This is a genomic window from Brucella tritici (genome assembly GCF_902825325.1).
Classification (GTDB): domain Bacteria; phylum Pseudomonadota; class Alphaproteobacteria; order Rhizobiales; family Rhizobiaceae; genus Brucella.
In genome coordinates this window covers 203503-223249 of sequence record NZ_CADEAR010000002.1, presented here as the reverse complement: position 1 = coordinate 223249, position 19747 = coordinate 203503, and the positions used below count along the sequence as shown (strand labels likewise).

Here is a 19747-nt window from a genome sequence, read left to right as displayed (position 1 = left end):
GGCCCACAAGGGCCCTTTTAAAATTTTACCCTAAAGCCGAACGGGTGGATCATGCCGTCCGGCAAGCGTCAAATCGAGCAGCAGCACCTTTCCAGCGTGAGCATCAGAACGACGGGCCTCTTCGTCTAGGCCCTCATAGGCGCTGGTCACGATCATCACGGTTGCATCCGGCCCGACGAAAGCGGGACATGATGGCTGGCGGACCGGCAGCGAAATCGAGCGGATCAGGCGGCCTTGCGGGGAATAGGCATTGATCGAGCTGCCCCCCCAGCAGGCATTCCACAGCGTACCTTCCGCATCGACAACCGAGCCATCGACACCGCCATCTTCGACGCGGTGATGGAATACGCTTTTGTCGGATATCGGCAATCCGGTTTCTGGATCAGTGTCGACCCGCCAGATGATATTGCGATCCGTATCGGCGAAATAGGCGATTTTTCCGTCGGGAGAAAAGCAGATCGAATTGGTGATCGTAATGCCGGAGAAAAGCTTTTTCACCTGGCCTTCGCGATACCACCAGATCGAACCTGCATCGGTTTCGGCTTTTTTGCCCATCGTGCCGATCCAGAACGATCCCGAAGGATGCACGCGCGCATCATTGGAACGGGTGACTTCATTCTCGGCTTCAAGCGGATGATGAAGGGTCAATCGCCCATTTGCCCGCTCGCGAATGAACAGCCCATGTTCGCTGACGATCAACTGCCGATCACGATCGATAACGGCCAGGGCGCTGGCCTTCATGCCGAGTGCATGAACATGTATCTCGCCGTTTTCCCAGTTTTTCTCGATCAGTTTTTGGCCGAGAATATCGAACCACCAGACATTTCCGCTCAGAGGATCGTAGCCGGGGCCCTCGCCCAGTTGCGCTATATGATCAGCAAACAAAGTGGTTTTAACGACGGTCACTTTTTCCCTCCCGAAACGGCCGAACCGATTACAACCAGCATAGACAACCGATGAAAGCCGATCCAGTTTAACTTTGCACATTGGAATAGCGTACCGAGCCGGATTGAGAGAAAGGGCTATGTTGCCTGATCATTCCGTTTTAGATTTCCCGCAACTTCGAATCGCGAGGAAATCATGGCTCTCAAAGTCGCGGTCCAGATGGACCATATCAGCACGGTGAACATTGCAGGCGATACCACATTCGCCCTTTCGCTCGAGGCGCAGAAGCGCGGTCATGAGCTTTACCATTATACGCCGGACCGGCTTTCGATGCGTGACGGCGTCGTTTCCGCCCGCTTGGAAAAAATGGAAGTGCGCGACGTCAAGGGCGATCACTATTCGCTGGGCGAGCCGACCCGCCGTGACCTTTCGGAAATGGATGTGGTGCTTCTGCGTCAGGACCCGCCCTTCGACATGAACTACATTACCACAACCCATCTTCTGGAGCGGATTCACCCGAAGACACTGGTGGTCAATGATCCGGCCTGGGTGCGCAATAGTCCCGAAAAAATCTTCGTGACAGAGTTTCCTGACCTGATGCCGGAAACACTCATCACCAAGGACCCGCAGGAAGTCATGGATTTCCGTCGCGAGTTCGGCGACATTATTTTGAAGCCGCTTTACGGCAATGGCGGTGCGGGCGTCTTCCATCTGGCCGATGGTGACCGCAACCTGACCTCGCTTCTGGAAATGTTCGGCCAGCTCTTCACGGAGCCGTTCATCGCGCAGCGCTATCTGAAAGACGTGCGCGCTGGTGACAAGCGCATCATTCTGATCGACGGCGAACCCGTCGGCGCGATTAATCGTGTGCCGTCGGAAACCGATGCCCGTTCCAACATGCATGTTGGTGGGCGTGCGGAACAGAGCAAGCTGACGCCGCGGGAACGCGAGATTTGCGAACGCATTGGACCATCGTTGAGGGAGCGTGGCTTCATCCTGGTTGGCATCGATGTGATCGGCGATTACATGACCGAAATCAACGTTACCTCTCCAACTGGTATCCGCGAAATCCAGCGTTTCGACGGGACCAACATTGCGGCCCTGTTCTGGGATGCGGTCGAAGCCAGGCGGTAGGAGCCGACCCAAATTTGTTCTCTTAACGTTCTTGAACTTGCCGCTCGTCCGTGCTTAACTCTCTAAGTTGTATTTGAGTTTTTACTCACTTAAGAGATGTATTGCGTGGCGAGCGGGGGCACATGGTCGCGCGGGTTGGAACAGTTGCTTTTCAAGGCATAGAAGCTGTGCCTGTCGACGTGCAGGTGATGGTTGCACCGGGCAAGATGGGCATGTCCATTGTCGGCTTGCCGGACAAGGCCGTGGCAGAAAGCCGGGAGCGGGTGCAGGCGGCGTTGCACGCCTCTGGCCTTTCCATGCCAACCAAACGGGTGACAGTCAATCTGGCACCTGCCGATCTGCCGAAAGAAGGGTCGCATTATGATTTGCCCATTGCTGTCGGGCTTATGGCGGCAATCGGCGCCATTCCAGCGGATGCGATCCAGTCCTATCTCGTTCTGGGTGAACTATCGCTCGATGGTTCGATAACACCAGTGGCAGGCGTCCTGCCTGCTGCAATCGGTGCGAACCGGGACGAGAAGGGGCTCATCTGCCCTTATGCTTGTGGGCCGGAGGCAGCCTGGGCGGGTGCCGACATCGATATCCTTGCTCCGCGCAGTCTGATCGCCCTTGCCAATCATTTTCGCGGCACACAGGTTCTGACCCGGCCGGAACCATCTATGCGGATTTCTGGTGAAACGGAACTCGATCTTGCCGACATAAAGGGACAGGAAACCGCCAAGCGTGCGCTTGAGATCGCCGCTGCAGGCAATCACAATCTGCTGCTCGTCGGACCGCCGGGATCAGGCAAATCCATGCTTGCTCAGCGATTGCCGTCCATTCTGCCTCGCCTTTCTCCGCGCGAGTTACTGGACGTATCGATGATTGCCTCGATTGCGGGTGAGCTTTCGGGTGGAAAACTGTCAGATCGCCGTCCGTTCCGGGCGCCGCATCATTCAGCCTCAATGGCGGCAATGGTTGGCGGCGGGCTGCGTGCAAAGCCCGGCGAGGTATCGCTTGCGCATAACGGCGTACTGTTTCTGGACGAGTTTCCGGAATTCTCACCACAGGTACTGGATTCTCTGCGCCAGCCGCTCGAAACCGGCGAATGTCTCATTGCGCGCGTCAATCACCGAACCAGCTATCCGGCGCGCTTTCAGTTGATTGCTGCCATGAATCCTTGCCGTTGCGGCATGGCGGGTGAACCCGGCCATGTCTGCGCACGCGGGCCGCGTTGTCAGTCCGACTATCAGGCGCGCATTTCAGGCCCACTTCTCGACCGTATCGATTTGCGTGTGGACATGCCTGCTGTCTCCGCCTTCGATCTCATCAAGCCATCCCGATCGGAATCGAGCGAGACGGTCGCGCAACGCGTCGCCCGTGCCCGCGCAATCCAAACCGCGCGCTATTCCGCGCGTGGTCTGGAACCGTCCATGACCAACGCTTATTGTTCGGCGAAGCTGATAGAGGAAGTCGCCCAGCCGGATGCAGCCGGTCTCAAGCTTTTGCGCGACGCAAGCGAGCAGATGCGTTTTTCCGCCCGCGCCTATCATCGCATTCTGAAGGTCGCCCGCACGCTTGCCGATCTGGACGCCAGCGACAAGGTCGGTCGCATACATCTGGCCAGCGCCATATCCTATCGCATGGGCGCAGAAAGGCTGGTTTCCGCAGCATAAGCTACCGCGCAAGCCATTAACGCGGTGCTATCGGCTTCCAGTGATAGAGGACAGCATCGGCGTCGCTTGAGTAGCACCAGTAATGCCCCTGATAGGGCTGATCATACTGGCGGCTGATCGGAAGTCCGGCCAAGAAGCAGAGAAGCAGCGTAGCTGCGCCACCATGGCCGACGATGGCGATATCGCCAGAAGTTCCAAGCCGCTTCACTGCTTCGTAGCCTTCCACAATGCGCTGCTGTACGTCAACGGCCCGCTCCCACCCGCAAATGCTTGTTTCGGGTGCTGAAAAGAATCGATTGGTGACAATCTCGTGTTGTTCGGCGGGCAGAAAGCCGGTGGCGTTTCGGTCGATCTCATTAAAACGGCGATCTGTTGAGGGAACAATTCCCAGAACACCAGCCAGAATTTCAGCAGCTTCCATTGCCTTTGTTTCCGTGCTGGACCAGATCGTCGTGATGGATTGCAGTTCCGGCTGGCTAGCAAAGAAACGCATCCGTTCAATGCCACGCTCTGACAGGTTCCACGACGGAACAGGTTTTGCTGGATCGATCACGACTTCCGGATGGGAGATGAAGTAGATTTTTGTCATGCGGTCCCCAATAGTCGCATCTTTATAAACCACAGGGCGCGAAACGCGCCCTGTGGTCATCTCATCGGGTTCATATTCCGAATGTTACCAAGCCATTCTCGTCGATGGCCCAGGCCGGGTTCCAGGCAATTTCCCAGGCATGATCGTCGGGATCGGCGACATAGCCGCGAAAGCCTCCGTGGACTGGTGCATCAGCAGACCGCAACAGTTTGCCACCGGCTGCAACCAGCCGGTCCATGAGTGGCGCAACATCAACTTTCTGTTCCACATTGTGCGCTAGGGAAAATGCGCCGGGCTGTAGAAGACCGCCGCGATTCATATCGACTTCGAGGGAGGCTTTCAGAAAGGTTCCGAGAATGAAACCGTTCATCTGGTAGAAGATGATTTCTTCATTTTCAAAAACGGGCACCCAGCCGAAACCCTCGGCGTAGAAGCGACGCGAGCGCTCAAGATCGGCGATACCAAGTGTAATGACGGAGATTTGCTGTTTCATGACCAAGACCTTTGTTCTCCAATGCACCATTGCATCGGAGTGGAAGGTCAAGGGACTCGACGCATATACCGAAAAGAAAGCAATTGCGAAGGCCAGGACCCGCTTTGCAACGGGGGTCGGGCTAACCGCACCGACCTCTCCTTTTTAGACCCGGAATGAATAACACATTCCGGGACCATCTTCAAAATCAATCGGGACGTTTCGATATCAGTGCACTGCGCCGACGAGAAGATTGTCCGGGCCTTCGATCGTGACCCAGCGACCGGTATCACTGGCGGCCTGACGTTTCAGATAGGTATAATCCGTCTCGTTCCAGCGCATGACTTCGTCGGTCAGATTGTCGAGAACGAAGTCGCCACGATCCGTGCGAACGGTGAGGACCGCATGGCCTTCGCCGTCCGGCTTGCGAACGACAGTGATCAGAAGATCGGTAATCGGGATGCCCGCCTTCTGCAATTCACGCTGCTTCAGCAATACGTAATCTTCGCAGTCACCAACGGTTGTCGGGTAAGCCCAGTATTCCTCAACGCCGTAGATTTCCATGTCGGTCATCGGCTTGATGCTTTCATTGACCGCAAGATTGATCTCGACGATGCGCTGCCAATTCGAATGGTTGAGCTGCAGTGCGCGGGTGTCACGGCTGGTGATGCCGCATTCCTTGGCTTCGCGCTTGCAGAATTCATAATGTCCGATCGGCTGCGAGGTCAACTTGCCGGTCTGCATGAAGTCGCCGGAGGCGGCTTGTGCACCAAAGCTTGCCATCAGCAGCGAAGCGGCGAAACCGGCGGCTGCCATAATCTTTGTGGTCGAGCGAACAACGCAAAACATACTCAACGCCCTTTGGTTTTCGCCAGTTACTCATTTATTAACGAAACGTTAATGGCTGAAATACTCCGGAGTCAATTCAGTTCGCCTCGGGGTCGCTCGACTTCTTAATTAATGGTTAATGAGGGTATTCTTAAAAAATGCAATTAGTGATTGAATTTGTAAGCTTTTCGAAGCGGATCGGGCGGTGAAAATCACTCATAATTTTGCCACGGTCCGGGCGCTTGTCTTTTGCCTCGAATAAGCCAATTGTTGTTGTTCGACCGGATCATAACGATCCATTTGCAAAGGCCAAAAGATGACAGGCGCAACGACGCGCAAGGCCACGGCAGACGACATAGATGCGCTCATGCGCATCGAAGAGCGCTGTTTCGAGACAGACCGAATTTCCCGCCGTTCATTTCGCGCCCTCATCGCGCGACCGACCGCAGAAACCATCGTTGCAACAATGGAAGGGACCGTCATCGGCTATGCGATGATCCTGTTTCGTCATGGCACTGCACTTGCACGGCTTTACTCGATTGCTGTCGACCCGGAGGCCAAGGTCAAAGGCATCGGCTCTCTCCTGTTGCAGGCGGCGGAAACGGCAGCTTACGACCACGACCGTCCGTTGCTGCGGCTGGAGGTGCGCGAGGACAACGAACGCGCCATCGCACTCTACAAGCGGCACGGTTATCGCCCCATCGGACGCTATCTCGACTATTATGCTGATCATTCGGATGCGCTACGTTTCGAAAAGACGGTTCGCGGGGAGATTTCACCGGTCACAGCTTTCCCTTACTACGAGCAGACGACCGATTTTACCTGCGGTGCGGCTTGCCTGATGATGGTGCTTGCCCGACACAATTGGGAGACGCGGCTCGATCCCGTGCTGGAAGTCCGCCTTTGGCGCGATGCGACGACGATCTATATGATGTCGGGGCCGGGCGGCTGCGAGCCTTTCGGACTTGCGGTCGCTGCGCATGAGCGCGGTCTGAAAGCGTCGATCATCGTATCCATTGAGGACATGCTTTTCCTGCAATCGGTGCGCTCGGAAGAAAAGCGCAAGGTAATGCAACTGGCGCAAACCGATTTTCGCCAGCGCACGGAAGCCTATGCCATTCCGGTGGACTATCGTGGTTTCACCCTGCACGACATTCTGGCTGCCTTGCGCCGTGGGGCGGCTGTGATCGTCTTGGTCAGCGGTTATCATATGTTCGGCAAGAAAGTGCCGCACTGGGTGCTGGCCCATGGTGAAGACGGGCGGCACATTCTCATTCACGACCCCTGGGTGGAGGAAGAGCTTGGCGAAACCATCGCCGATGCTGCAAACGTCCCTGTTCCCTTCCATATTTTCGACCGCATCGCACGGTTCGGCAGTGATGGGCTCAGGGCAGCCGTTATTCTGGAAAAAAGGACGGACTGATGACGATCTGCGTCATTCTGGTAGGGCGCCTCTCGGATATCGATAACGGGGCGACGCCACACAAGGTCATGACCACGCGCGACTATCTCGCGCATCCCGCGCTCTTCAACGGACAGTTGCGCCCGCGCATCATCAACTTGTCGCGCTCCTACGCATATCAAAGCCGTGGATATTACGCTTCGCTTCTGGCTGAAGCGCGGGGGCATCGCATCATCCCCTCCGTGGAAACGATGATCGACCTGTCGGAACGGCGACTTTATGAAAACGCCATTCCCGAGCTGGAAGACATGCTGAACAAGGCGCTCGGCAAGCATCCGGAAAAAGCACCGGAAACGATCCATGTGCATTTTGGCCTTGCCGATAATCCCGAGTTTGAGCGGTTTGGACGGTTGCTCTTCGACTGGTTTCGCGCGCCGTCGCTGGAAGTCACGGTCAAATCCGGTGAATGGGCGCGGATCCAGAAGATCGGCTTTGCGAATATCACCAAGTTTACCAAAACGCAGAAGGAACGCTTCGAGGACGCACTTGATCGCTATACCCAGCGTGAGTGGCGCGCAGCACGCCCAAAGGTTCCAGCCCGCTACTCCTTCGCAACTCTGTGCGATCCGAAGGAGGCTATGCCGCCGTCTACCGTCTCGACGCTGAAGCACTGGGCGAGGATAGCGGCCCGGCTCGGGGTGGAAGTCGAGCCTATCGGCAAGCGCGATCTGCCGCGGCTTGCCAATTTTGACGCACTATTCATCCGCGAGACGACGTCGATCTCCAATCATACTTACCGGTTTGCCCGGCGGGCGCAGCAGGAAAACATGCCGGTGATCGATGATCCGATTTCCATGATCCGCTGCACGAACAAGGTCTATCTGCACGAACTGATGCAGGCGAACGACGTGGCGGTTCCGCCGACGGTGATGATTGCAGGCGAGGAGGATCTGGAGCGCGCTGCCGATGTGCTCAACTTTCCGATGGTGATCAAGATACCGGATTCGTCATTTTCGCGCGGTGTGAAGAAGGTGAAGGATTTTGCCGAATTGAAAGCGCTCGCCACTTTATGGCTGGAGGACAGCGATCTCCTGCTGGCGCAGAAATACATGCCGACGAAGTTCGACTGGCGCGTCGGCGTTCTCGACGGCAAGCCACTTTTCATCTGCCAGTATATGATGGCAAAAAATCACTGGCAGATCGTCAAGCACGATACGGGCGGCAAGCCCCTGGAAGGCGGGTTTCGTTCCTATGCGCTGGGCGATGCGCCGCCGTCGGTTCTGGAAACCGGGCTGCGCGCGGCACGCTGCATCGGTGACGGACTTTATGGCGTCGATCTCAAGGAAACGGACGACGGCGTGGTGGTGATTGAGGTCAACGACAATCCCAATCTTGAACATGGGATCGAGGATGCTGCCGAAAAGGATGAGGTCTGGATCAAGCTGACCCGCTGGTTCACCCACCGGCTGGATCGAAAATAAATCCAGCCGTCGAGCGAAGCTTCGCCGAAATCAAAGCGGCGTAAAGCAGACCTTGGTGTGTCCTGCGCCGATGAAACCGAGCCGACCTGCGGCACCCTTTGACAGGTCCAAAACGCGTCCCTTGATGAATGGGCCGCGATCATTGATGCGAACGACGAGCGACTTGCCGTTTCGTTGATTGGTAACCTTGACCTTGCTGCCAAGCGGCAGGGTGCGGTGCGCTGCGGTCAGACCGGATGGGTTCATACGTTCACCCGAAGCCGTGCGGGAAGTGAGGGCGTACCAGGAGGCACCGCCGCATTGCTGTGCTGAAGCCTCGATTGCGGTGGCCGCGAGAAGACCGGTTGCCGCAACGGCAAGCATAGCCATACGGGTCTTGAAAGTCATGCCAGATCCACTAGTTGTTAACGGGATGTCTCACAGTTGTTGCTGAGAAAGACAATTGCGAACTGGAATCTAAATGTGGCGCTGACGTGGTTCGAATGAGAACATTGTACGATAACTGAATCTATATCGTGTCGGGAAAATCATCCTATACTGAACGTTGTTTACTTAAAGGCATAAACATAACCAAGGAATAATAGGAAAGATTTGGCGTTGTTTCTGTAAAGCTGTTTACGATTCGTTAGGAATCTGCGGCAGGCCTTTGCTATGCCTTGTTTTCGCGTGCCGATTGCAAGAAAATCTGCTTGCCCGGTTCCCGATGGGACGAGCCCGGTTTACAATTTTTATTTGTAAGGCAAGTTTTCAGCTTCAGCTGCAAAGTTGATGAAATAAGGCGTTTCGGGGGCAAAATTGCAATTTATGACTGTGTTTCACAATTCCTTACCGACCTCAAAAAGTTATCCACAGGGGCGGAAAGGTCGTGGGATGACGTTTCTTTGACCGGCAAGAGCCTGCACGAGGACGCTAGAATCCTGCTATAAGCATCCGGATCAGACGATGGAAAACCATGCAGGACCACCCAGACAAAGACAGAACCGAGGCCGTGTCGCCAGCAATTTCAGCGAGTAAGCGGATATTCTATCTTTGCCTCGGCTTTCTCATGCTTGGACTTGGCATTATTGGTGCTTTCCTGCCGGTCATGCCGACTACGATCTTCATCATTTTTGCCGCGTGGTTCTTTGCACGGTCATCGCCAAAGCTCGAAGCGCGTTTGCTTGCCAATCAGCGTTTCGGTCCACTTGTCATCAAATGGCGCGAGCGCGGAGCCATCCCGCCGCGCGCGAAGCTTTATGCCTGTATCGGCATGACGGTCGGCTATGGCTTATTCTGGTGGGGGGCGAAACCTAACTGGCTGCTGGCAACGTCAGTAACGATCTTCATGCTCGGTTCCGCAGCTTACGTGCTTTCGCGTCCGAGCGAATAACAGCTTCAACCATGCCAGCGATCACGGTAAGAGTGGCTGATTAGAGCATTTCCAGCAAAAGTGCGAAGCGGTTTTGCGTAGGATAATGCGTAAAAACAAAGAGATAGAGCGGCTCCACGATTCCACTTTAACTGGAACCGCTCTAAAATGGGGAGTCGCCAATGTCCTTGCCTGCCGTCAATCCACTGATCAATCTCCTTTCCGCACCGCCCATCCCGGCGGTTCAGGCCTGGGCGCGGGACTATGACGGGTCGCATGGCGCGCTTATTGACCTCTCGCAGGCAGTTCCCGGTTACCCTCCGCATCCCGATATGCTGCGCTTTCTGGGTGAGGCGGCGGGATCGCTGGCTTCCGCCGGTTACGGTCCGATTGAGGGTGAAAAGGTTTTGCGCGGGGCTTATGCGGCGCATGTCGGTCAGCTTTATCGCGCGCAGATCGATGCCGCCAACGTCCATATCACATCCGGTTGTAATCAGGCCTTCATCGCCGCCATCATGTGTGTGGCGCAAAGTGGCGATACGGTGCTGACCACCGATCCGTTCTATTTCAATCATCGTTCATCGCTGGACATGCTCGGTATCGCTTCTGGCTCAGTGCCCTGCAATGCCCGGAATGGTTTCATCCCTAGCGTGGAGGGCGTTCGCGCTGCGCTTCGTCCGGGTATCACGGCGCTGGCACTTGTTTCCCCGAACAACCCAACCGGGGCGATTTATCCGGCGGGGCTGTTGTCGGAAATCTATGCTTTGTGCCGCGACAATGGGACATGGCTCATTCTGGATGAGACCTATCGAGATTTTCTGGCCGATGCCAACGAACCGCCGCACCGGCTGTTTGACGAGACGGATTGGCCGTCGCATCTGATCCAGCTTTACAGCTTTTCAAAATCGTTCTGCATTCCGGGACACCGGCTTGGTGCAATTGTTGCGGGCCAGGCGATGGTCGAGAACGTCGCAAAAGTCATGGACAATCTGCAGATATGCGCAAGCCGTGCGCCGCAGATTGCTGTCGCACGCGCTATCGAACCTTTGACCGGCTGGCGTGACGATAATCGCGGCGAGATTGCAAGGCGCGCCTCTGCATTGCGGTCAGTCATGGCCAATATCGAAGGCTGGCATGTGGAGGCGGTCGGAGCCTATTTCGCTTTTGTGCGTCATCCTTATTCGGATGTCTCATCGGTTGAGATTGCCGAGCGCCTTGCGAAGTCGCTCGGCATCATCACTTTGCCAGGCCGGTTCTTCGGTGAAGGACAGGAAGCCTTCCTGCGCTTTGCCTTCGCCAATGTCGATGTTTCCGGCATCAAAGCTCTTGGTGCTCGTTTGCCACATTTTTAGAGCCCAAAATATTTGCCGGTTCAAGGCGCGGCAAAACCCCACAAAATCAATGGCAAGCGGCTCTGATACAAACCTGTAACAATAGTGTCATATGAATGTAATATAGAGCGCGTAGAGGGCTAACGACGCCACATCGTCATATGTCTTTTACAACAGGAGCCGCAGCTCATGAACAAGATGATTTCCTCGACCGCAGCGCTTGCCATCGCTGCCGTTATGTCGGTTTCCGCCGCTCAGGCGCGCGATCAGATTCAGGTTGCCGGTTCCTCGACCGTTCTGCCTTATGCAAAAATCGTTGCCGAGACCTTCGGTGAAACCTTTCCGAATTTCAAGACGCCGGTTGTTGAATCGGGCGGCTCGGGCGCAGGCATCAAGGAATTCTGCAAGGGCGTCGGCGAAAACACCATCGACATCGCCAATGCATCGCGCGCCATGAAGGAATCGGAACTGAAATCGTGCATCGACGCTGGCGTCAAGGACGTTCAGGAAGTTCGTTTCGGCTATGACGGCATCGTTTTCGCAACCGACGCAAAGGGTCCGGATTGGAAGCTGAAGCCGGAAGATGTCTACAAGGCTCTGGCCGCCAAGCTGGTCGTAGACGGCAAACTTGTCGACAATCCAAACACCAAGTGGAACCAGGTCAATCCGAACCTTCCAGATTGGGACATCGCTGCGTATATTCCGGGCGAAAAGCACGGTACCCGTGAAGTTTTCGAAGAAAAGGTTCTTGCCGACGGCTGCAAGCACTCCGGCGCTCTGGATGAAATCAAAAAGGCCGGTCTCGATGACAAAGCTGCCGCTTCCGCCTGTATCGCAGTGCGCAAGGACGGCAAGGCTGTCGACATCGACGGCGACTATGCCGAAACTCTGGCCCGCATCGACTCCAACAAGACCGGCGTTGGCATTTTCGGCCTCTACTTCTTCGAAAACAATGCCGACAAGCTGAAGGTCGCCACCGTCAACGACATCACTCCTTCGGCTGCAACCGTCGCCTCGGGCGAGTATCCGGTGTCGCGCCCGCTGTTCTTCTACGTGAAGAAGGCTCACCTCGGCGTTATCCCCGGTCTCAAGGAATATGTTGAGTTCTTCCTGAACGACCAGATGATCGGTCCTGACGGCCCGCTTGCCGAATACGGTCTGGTTCCGGCTCCGGATGCAGAACGTGAAGCGCAGCGTGCTGCCTTCTCCGAAGGCAAGACGATGGCCGCGAAGTAAGTTTTGATCTGTGGAACGCGGGGATGACAAATCTCCGCGTTCTTCTCCTTTCGCGCCTTTGCACTAAGACAGGCGCATTCGCGTGGAACGGCATAAGGGTGGAAGCTGCACCTGCTGGTCCAAATCATCAGGGCAACCGGGGAAATTGAATGTCCTTCTTTCTGGTTCTCGTCAGTATCGTTGCAATCGGGCTGATTGGATTCTTCATAGGCCGGCAGCGTGCCGTTGCACTGGACAAGATCCAGTCTGCTTCCGCGCAAGCCTCGCGGACCGAGAAAATGCATTCCCGCCCGCATTATCATGGCTGGTGGGTTTTCCTCGTTTCTGCGTTGCCTGCAGTTCTGTTCCTCGCTGTTTGGGCCGTTGGAACGTCGGTTTATCTCGATCACAGTGCGACCGCGCGTCTGCCGGACGCCATTGAGGACGGTTCTTTCACCAATCGCAGCCTGCAGCTTGGCATGGTGCGTGGTCTGGCCAACGGTCTTGACCGGCTGACGCCTGCCGAACTGGAAAGCTTTCCATCGAATTATCAGGATGCTCGCACGCTTCTGGCTTCCAAGGGCGTAGCGCTCGCGACCGAAGGCCAGGATTACATGGTGCCGATCGCGCTCTACCTGAAAAAGGCAACCGCGCTGACGCATACCATCGGTTCCGCCGTTTCTCTGGTGATCGCCGTCGCTGGCCTGATCTTCGGCCTTTCCACGATCAGCCGCCGTATGCGCGCGCGCAACAATGTCGAGCGTATCGTTCTCTGGGGGCTGATCGCCGCATCCGGTATAGCCATTCTGACAACGGTCGGCATCATCTGTTCGATGTTGTTCCAGACCATCAGCTTCTTCCAGTCCGTTTCGCCATGGGATTTCTTCTTCGGCACTGTCTGGGACCCGCGCTTTGCCGCAGCCGGCTCGGGTGGTGAAACAGGCCAGTTCGGTCTCATCCCGCTTCTGGCGGGTACGCTCTATATCGCGCTTGTGGCCATGCTGTTCGCCGTTCCGGTGGGGCTGTTCTCGGCCATCTATATGGCTGAATATGCTTCGCCCCGAGTGCGCACGGTTGTAAAACCGGTCCTTGAGCTTCTGGCAGGTATTCCCAGCATCGTTTACGGCTTCTTCGCCCTAGTGACTGTCGGACCTTTCTTGCGCGATCTCTCGATTGCCATTGCAGGCGGGCAGGGTTTCATCATGGCACAGAGCGTTCTGACCGCCGGTCTTGTCATGGGCGTGATGCTCATCCCCTTCGTGTCCTCGCTTTCGGACGACATCATCACTGCCGTGCCGCGGACCTTGCGCGACGGTTCGCTCGGTCTTGGAGCAACCCGTTCTGAAACCATCAAGCGCGTGGTCCTTCCAGCTGCTCTGCCGGGCATCGTCGGGGCGCTTTTGATGACCGCGTCGCGCGCCATCGGCGAAACCATGATCGTGGTTCTGGCAGCAGGTGTTGCGGCACGCATCAATATCAATCCATTCGAGGCGATGACCACCATCACGGTGAAGATCGTCAACCAGCTCACCGGTGACCTTGAATTCAACTCGCCGCAGACGCTGGTGGCCTTTGCACTCGGCATCACGCTTTTCGTCCTGACGCTGATCATGAACATCTTTGCGCTGCACATTGTGCGCAAGTACCGGGAGCAGTACGAATAATGACCGATACGACTTTCAACGCCAGCGGCACGACGGCACAGCCAACACGCCGCGATATCGGGATCAAGCGTCGCTACGCCGCAGAACGTCGCTTCCGCTATTACGGTATTGCCGCGATTGCAATCGGCGTATTCTTCCTGTGCGCGCTCCTGTTTTCGGTCTTTTCCAAGGGCTATACAGCCTTCTGGCAGACGACGCTTTATCTGCCGGTCAAGCTCGAAGAAAAGGTGATCGACCCAAGCAATAAGCGCGCGACTGATCCGAACGTGCTAATCACGGCCAACTATCCGCTGCTGGTGCGCAATGCGCTGGCCGAAAAGCTGGGTGTTGCCACGACAGACCGTTCGGCAATGCGCGATCTTGGCCGCTTCTATTCGGACGGCGTGCGCATTCAGCTGCGCAAGATGGTGTTGGACAATCCATCGCTCATCGGTACGACGCAGACTGTTCCGGTTCTGGCGGGCGCCGACATCGATTCCGCCTTCAAAGGGCAGATCGACCTTTCCGTGCCGGAGACGAGCCGCAAGGTTTCTGACCGTCAGGTTGCCTGGATGAAAACGCTTTCGGAAGAGGGCGTCATGAAGGAGGCCTTCAATACCGGTCTCTTCACCTTCGGCGCTTCCAGCCGCCCGGAAACATCCGGTCTTGGTGTTGCGCTGGTCGGCTCACTCTACATGATGCTGATTGTTCTCGGCCTGTCGCTGCCGATCGGCGTCGCCGCTTCGATCTATCTGGAAGAGTTCGCCAAGAAGAACCGGTTCACCGACATGATTGAGGTGAACATCAATAATCTGGCGGCCGTGCCATCCATTGTGTTCGGTCTGCTCGGGCTTGCAGTCTTCATCAACTTCTTCGGCCTGCCGCGTTCTGCGTCATTGGTCGGCGGTCTGGTGCTGACGCTGATGACGCTTCCCACTATCATCATTGCAACGCGCGCCGCTCTTCGTGCAGTGCCGCCTTCCATCCGCGCCGCAGCTCTTGGTCTCGGCGCATCGAAAACGCAGATGGTGTTTCACCATGTCCTGCCGCTTGCCGCACCCGGCATCCTGACCGGCACGATCATCGGACTCGCCCATGCGCTTGGTGAAACTGCTCCGCTTCTGTTGATTGGCATGGTGGCCTTCGTTGCCGACGTACCGTCGACACCGATGGACCCGTCGACGGCTCTTCCGGTGCAGATCTATATGTGGGCAAATGAAGCAGAGCGCGCCTTTGTGGAACGCACGTCAGGCGCTATCATTGTCCTGCTTCTGTTCCTTGCCGTGATGAATATTGCAGCAATCATTCTGCGCCGCCGCTTCGAGCGCCGCTGGTAAAACGGGAGTCGAAAGCTATGAATCTGATGACTGAACGATCTCTCGAAAAAGCCGTAGGAGAAAAAATGAACGCCAACGCCAATTCCATAAAGATGCGCGGCGATAAGGTCTGCGTATTTTATGGCGAGAAGCAGGCGCTGTTCGACGTCGATCTGGATATCCAGGAAAAGATGGTCACGGCGCTGATCGGACCTTCCGGTTGCGGCAAGTCCACTTTCCTGCGTTCGCTCAATCGCATGAACGACACGATTGAAGGCTGCAAGGTTGGCGGCAAGATCACGCTCGACAATGAAGACATCTACGATCCGAAGATCGATGTCGTCGAACTGCGCGCCCGCGTTGGCATGGTTTTCCAGAAGCCGAATCCGTTTCCGAAGTCGATCTATGAAAATGTCGCCTATGGCCCGCGCATTCATGGTCTCGCCCGTACCAAGGCAGATCTGGAAGAAATCGTTGTGACGAGCCTCCAGAAGGCGAGTTTGTTCGAGGAAGTGAAGGACCGCTTGCACGATGCGGGCACTGGCCTTTCTGGTGGCCAGCAGCAGCGCCTCTGCATTGCACGTGCGATTGCCGTGAGCCCGGAAGTGATCCTCATGGATGAACCGTGCTCGGCACTCGATCCGATTGCAACCGCAAAGGTGGAAGAGCTGATCGACGAACTGCGTCAGAACTATACGATCGTCATCGTTACGCACTCCATGCAGCAGGCCGCCCGCGTTTCGCAGCGTACCGCCATGTTCCACCTCGGCAATCTGGTCGAAGTGGGTGACACGGAAACCATGTTCACCGCGCCGACCGAAAAGCGCACGCAGGACTACATCACCGGACGCTTCGGCTAATCCGGAACTGCGCTCAAACAGATAGACAGTGCGGCTTCCCCGCAATTTATATTACGAGGTCTACTATGCCGTCTCAGCATACCGTTCGCTCCTACGATGAGGAATTGAAGTTTCTCACCCATAAGATCGCCGAAATGGGCGGACATGCGGAACGTATGGTCGAGCAGTCGGTCGCCGCTATCGTCAATGCGGACAATGCGCTTGCACAGCGCGTTATCTCCGACGATCTCATCCTCGATGCCAGTGAGCGCGAGATTGACGACAAGGCCGTGATGATTATCGCCAAGCGTCAGCCTATGGCCGTAGACCTGCGCGAGATCATCGGATCGATCCGCATCTCCGCCGATCTGGAGCGCGTCGGCGATCTGGGCAAGAATATTGCCAAGCGTGTTGCCGCCGTTTCGGAATCGCGTCAGCCGGTAAAGCTCTATCGCGGGCTTGAAACACTGGCCGAGCTGGCGCTAACCCAGCTCAAGGATGTTCTCGACGCCTACGCGTCGCGCTCGGTGCAGCAGATCAATGTCGTTCGCGACCGCGATGACGAGATCGATGCCATGTACACGTCGCTGTTTCGTGAATTGCTGACTTACATGATGGAAGATCCGCGCAACATTTCTGCCTGCACGCATCTTCTGTTCTGCGCGAAGAACATCGAGCGCATTGGCGATCATGCAACCAATATTGCGGAGACCGTCTATTACATTGTGACCGGCCTGCAAATGCCGGCCGAACGACCGAAAGAAGACCTGAGCCACGGTATTGTCGTGGATGAGGCACGTAAACCCTGAACTACAGCCAGCCGGACCTTGCTCCGACGGGTGGGAATGAGTGAATAGCGCGGCGGCACGCGGTCGATTGGGGGGATTTTATCCACCGCCCGCCGAATTTGGATAGGGAAATACTGGATGTCACAGGCACCCAAAATCGCTGTGGTAGAAGACGAAGAGGCGCTGAGCGTGCTGCTTCGCTACAATCTTGAGGCAGAGGGCTATCAGGTCGATACGATGCTGCGCGGCGACGAGGCCGAAATCGCCTTGCGCGAGAACGTGCCGGATCTACTCATCCTGGACTGGATGCTACCGGGCGTATCGGGCATTGAGCTTTGCCGTCGTTTGCGCCAATGGCAGGAAACGGAGCGTCTGCCAATTATCATGCTGACGGCGCGTGGCGAAGAAAGCGAACGCGTGCGCGGCTTAAGCGTCGGTGCGGACGATTATGTCGTGAAGCCATTTTCGACGCCAGAGCTTCTGGCTCGCGTCAAAGCGATGCTGCGCCGGTCTAACCCGAGCATTCTTTCGCACGTGCTGAAAGTGGGCGATCTTGTTCTCGACCGCCAGCAGCATCGTGTCTACCGCAAGGAGAAGGAAGTCCGTCTCGGGCCGACGGAATTCCGCCTGCTCGAGTATTTCATGATGTCGCCCGGGCGCGTGTTCTCGCGCAGCCAGCTTCTGGATGGCGTCTGGGGGCCGGACATCTACGTCGATGATCGCACGGTGGATGTTCATGTCGGGCGGCTGCGCAAGGCGATCAATGTCGGTCGCGCGCTTGATCCTATCCGCACCGTTCGGGGTGCCGGTTATTCTTTCGGATGACCGATGCCGTTATCTGCGGCTTCGAGCACTGAACTTGTCTGACCCGTTACGGTTTCTGTGGCGGGTCGCCTTTTGTTTAAGGGCGAGCTTTGCAAGGTGCGAGATCGTACTCGTCCGATTCGCATTGCAACAACCCAAAACGAGTGTGAGAAGCCTCATCTCACGCGATATTACAAGTGTGTTGCCAAAGTTGACGGATAGCAACGGAACCGGCCTGAAAACAGAAATTCTGCAGAACATTTGAACCACCACGAATGTGTATGCAAAAAATGTACAAGCAAAAGCGAATTAAGGCAGGGGTATGGCGTGTATTGTGAGAATTTGAATCTCGTTAAATCAATATCTTACCTGAATTCCCAGTTCTCGTTAAGAAATTATTAATATATTTAAAGGGCTTGTAGGCACATTCGCGATCTCGATTCGGAATTGTTTTAGGACTTTTCAGCGGTCTCCAGCATTGTTGGGATTTGACCTGTCGCCTTTTTTTGGCCTAAAAATTCCAAAACCTTGAATTCGATTGAGCGACAGTAGGGCGAGTAATTTTGATCTTCGTCCTCTTTGACTTGCACCGCAGTCAGACGTTCGCGCGCATCGTTCCAGATGTGTTCGCCTGAATGGATGACTGGATCAGTTAAGGGTCCTAACATGAGACTGAGCCATTGACGCGCGCCGCGAAGTGGAAATTGCCCGTTCTTATCGGGCTGGTGGTTGCGCCTTTCGTGGTGACCGGTTGCACGACGACCGGAACCTCGGGAAAAGCCAATTCGGAAAAGACGGCGGCAAGCCACGTCAAGTCCGTCAATGGCGTAAAGACCTACACCTACACCGCACGGGACAAGAATTGTCTTGAACGTGCGATGTTCTTCGAATCCAACCGTTCAAGTTCCGACGGTCTTCTGGCTGTCGGCACGGTTGTTATGAATCGACTCGCTTCGGGTCGTTATCCGGATACGATTTGTGGTGTCGTCGGTCAGAAGAACCAGTTTGCACCTGGTGTTCTTTCACGCCAAATGAATTCCAAAGCGCTGCCGGATGTTCAGGCCGCCGCCGCCGCAGTCCTCAAAGGAGAACGGCATCCAAAGTTGAAGAATGCCATGTTCTTCCACACGGCGGGTCTGAAATTCCCTTACAACAACATGCATTACGTGCTCGTAGCCGGTGGAAATTCCTTCTACGAGAAGCGCAATCGAGACGGCTCGCTGCAAAACCCTGTCCCGCAGGAACCATACAATCTCGCAATGGCCTATTCACCGCAATCACCATCCCTTCCGCAGGACCCGTCTTATGACGTGACACTGCCGCAGACGGGCCCGATTCCGGGAACGGAGCCAACCGTTCAGGTGGCGCTCGCGGAAGCTGTGAAGGCTCAAAGTGTAGAGCAGAATGTCGGTGCCGGTCCGCAGGCTCGTGGCGACCGCTTGGCGCGTCATCGCGGCGTAGCGGCACCTCAGCAGGAACCGCATATGCAGGTGGCCTCCTACCAGCCGCAATTCGATACGACGGCTCCGCAACCGACATCGCTCGGCTATGCTCCTGCAAGCCAGAAGCAGGCTGACGCCATCGGCGCACTTCTTCTGTCCCAGGACCGTCCCGAAGCGCCACTATAAGAAACGCTCTTACAGTCGGACAATCTGAAACGCCGGTCTGGTTCAATCCGACCGGCGTTTTGATTTCCTGATTGACTGTTGTCGCTTTCCAGTGAGGGGCTCAGCGGTAGATCGGTCGATAGATCACCATCGGGGTGTCGTAGAAATCGACCTGATTCTGCCAGGCACGCCTGTCAGCTCTGCGATCGAGGTCCAGTCGCATCAGGCAGTTGGCAAAAGCGTCGGTATTGGCCTTGAAGCCATAGCTGCGGCAGGTCTGTTCGTCAGCGGCACGGCGTTGTTCCGGCGTCATGCTCACGCACCCTGCCAGAAGGCCGGTAACGCCCAGCAAGATAAGCACTTTCTTATTCATTACTGTCTGCTTTCTTCTGCACTGACCGCAGATTTAC

General features: G+C 56.0%; 19 protein-coding genes. 13 read left to right on the top strand and 6 right to left on the bottom strand.

Going from position 1 to position 19747, the window contains the following annotated elements; genetic code table 11:
- Positions 1–30 precede the first annotated feature (30 nt).
- Positions 31–906, bottom strand: a complete 876-nt coding sequence (locus tag HWX93_RS03245) for an SMP-30/gluconolactonase/LRE family protein (protein WP_176036482.1) — start codon at positions 904–906, stop codon at positions 31–33.
- A gap of 174 nt (positions 907–1080) precedes the next feature.
- On the opposite strand from HWX93_RS03245, the gene gshB reads away from it, so the two are divergent.
- Together gshB and HWX93_RS03235 are read left to right on the top strand one after the other, a co-directional pair.
- Entirely contained in the window at positions 1081–2019 is a 939-nt protein-coding gene (gshB, locus tag HWX93_RS03240; RefSeq protein ID WP_109987057.1) for a glutathione synthase, read from the top strand.
- 122 nt (positions 2020–2141) lie between these two features.
- Positions 2142–3674 carry a YifB family Mg chelatase-like AAA ATPase gene (locus HWX93_RS03235; protein ID WP_176036481.1) on the top strand — a complete coding sequence of 511 codons (1533 nt, stop codon included), beginning with the start codon at positions 2142–2144 and terminating at the stop codon, positions 3672–3674.
- Positions 3675–3690: 16 nt separating this feature from the next.
- Here the strand turns inward: HWX93_RS03235 and HWX93_RS03230 are convergent, their stop codons facing one another.
- The 3 genes from HWX93_RS03230 to HWX93_RS03220 form a co-directional block, all read right to left on the bottom strand.
- Positions 3691–4263: a histidine phosphatase family protein gene (locus HWX93_RS03230; RefSeq protein WP_176036480.1), complete on the bottom strand. Its 573-nt coding sequence runs from the start codon at positions 4261–4263 to the stop codon at positions 3691–3693.
- A gap of 70 nt (positions 4264–4333) precedes the next feature.
- Positions 4334–4756 carry a VOC family protein gene (locus HWX93_RS03225; RefSeq protein ID WP_176036479.1) on the bottom strand — a complete coding sequence of 141 codons (423 nt, stop codon included), beginning with the start codon at positions 4754–4756 and terminating at the stop codon, positions 4334–4336.
- Between the two features lie 207 nt (positions 4757–4963).
- Positions 4964–5584, bottom strand: a complete 621-nt coding sequence (locus tag HWX93_RS03220; RefSeq protein WP_109987061.1) for a transglutaminase-like cysteine peptidase — start codon at positions 5582–5584, stop codon at positions 4964–4966.
- A 295-nt stretch (positions 5585–5879) separates the two neighbouring features.
- Here HWX93_RS03220 and HWX93_RS03215 point away from each other — a divergent pair, with 295 nt between their 5' ends.
- Positions 5880–6986 carry a peptidase C39 family protein gene (locus HWX93_RS03215; RefSeq protein ID WP_176036478.1) on the top strand — a complete coding sequence of 369 codons (1107 nt, stop codon included), beginning with the start codon at positions 5880–5882 and terminating at the stop codon, positions 6984–6986.
- Positions 6986–8446, top strand: a complete 1461-nt coding sequence (locus HWX93_RS03210; RefSeq protein ID WP_176036477.1) for a RimK family protein — start codon at positions 6986–6988, stop codon at positions 8444–8446. The genes HWX93_RS03215 and HWX93_RS03210 overlap by 1 nt, the downstream gene beginning before the upstream one ends.
- Before the next feature lie 30 nt (positions 8447–8476).
- Here the strand turns inward: HWX93_RS03210 and HWX93_RS03205 are convergent, their stop codons facing one another.
- On the bottom strand, positions 8477–8833 hold the full coding sequence (locus HWX93_RS03205) for a septal ring lytic transglycosylase RlpA family protein (protein WP_006468123.1): 357 nt from the start codon (positions 8831–8833) through the stop codon (positions 8477–8479).
- 565 nt (positions 8834–9398) lie between these two features.
- Between HWX93_RS03205 and HWX93_RS03200 the strand changes: the two genes are divergently transcribed.
- The 9 genes from HWX93_RS03200 (at position 9399) to HWX93_RS03160 (ending at position 19358) form a co-directional block, all read left to right on the top strand.
- The gene (locus HWX93_RS03200; RefSeq protein ID WP_176036476.1) at positions 9399–9815 is read left to right on the top strand and encodes a YbaN family protein; all 417 of its coding nucleotides are present in this window, start codon (positions 9399–9401) and stop codon (positions 9813–9815) included.
- A gap of 167 nt (positions 9816–9982) precedes the next feature.
- Positions 9983–11146 (top strand): aminotransferase, encoded by a 1164-nt coding sequence (locus tag HWX93_RS03195; RefSeq protein ID WP_176036625.1) that lies wholly within the window; start codon positions 9983–9985, stop codon positions 11144–11146.
- A 168-nt stretch (positions 11147–11314) separates the two neighbouring features.
- Complete coding sequence (locus HWX93_RS03190; RefSeq protein ID WP_176036475.1) at positions 11315–12361, top strand: PstS family phosphate ABC transporter substrate-binding protein; 1047 nt, start codon at positions 11315–11317, stop codon at positions 12359–12361.
- Positions 12362–12510: 149 nt separating this feature from the next.
- Positions 12511–14004 (top strand): phosphate ABC transporter permease subunit PstC, encoded by a 1494-nt coding sequence (gene pstC, locus HWX93_RS03185; RefSeq protein WP_176036474.1) that lies wholly within the window; start codon positions 12511–12513, stop codon positions 14002–14004.
- Positions 14004–15320 carry a phosphate ABC transporter permease PstA gene (gene pstA / locus HWX93_RS03180; RefSeq protein WP_109987068.1) on the top strand — a complete coding sequence of 439 codons (1317 nt, stop codon included), beginning with the start codon at positions 14004–14006 and terminating at the stop codon, positions 15318–15320. The genes pstC and pstA overlap by 1 nt, the downstream gene beginning before the upstream one ends.
- A gap of 65 nt (positions 15321–15385) precedes the next feature.
- Positions 15386–16159: a phosphate ABC transporter ATP-binding protein PstB gene (gene pstB / locus HWX93_RS03175; RefSeq protein ID WP_235969060.1), complete on the top strand. Its 774-nt coding sequence runs from the start codon at positions 15386–15388 to the stop codon at positions 16157–16159.
- 65 nt (positions 16160–16224) lie between these two features.
- Positions 16225–16947 (top strand): phosphate signaling complex protein PhoU, encoded by a 723-nt coding sequence (phoU, locus tag HWX93_RS03170; RefSeq protein WP_006468129.1) that lies wholly within the window; start codon positions 16225–16227, stop codon positions 16945–16947.
- A 117-nt stretch (positions 16948–17064) separates the two neighbouring features.
- A complete protein-coding gene (phoB, locus tag HWX93_RS03165) occupies positions 17065–17751 on the top strand; it encodes a phosphate regulon transcriptional regulator PhoB (protein ID WP_109987069.1) in 687 nt (228 codons plus the stop codon).
- A 659-nt stretch (positions 17752–18410) separates the two neighbouring features.
- Positions 18411–19358, top strand: coding sequence for a cell wall hydrolase (locus tag HWX93_RS03160; protein WP_176036473.1), 948 nt, complete (start codon positions 18411–18413; stop codon positions 19356–19358).
- 100 nt (positions 19359–19458) lie between these two features.
- Here HWX93_RS03160 and HWX93_RS03155 read toward each other — a convergent pair whose 3' ends face one another.
- A complete protein-coding gene (locus HWX93_RS03155; RefSeq protein WP_109987072.1) occupies positions 19459–19710 on the bottom strand; it encodes a hypothetical protein in 252 nt (83 codons plus the stop codon).
- Positions 19711–19747: the final 37 nt, after the last annotated feature.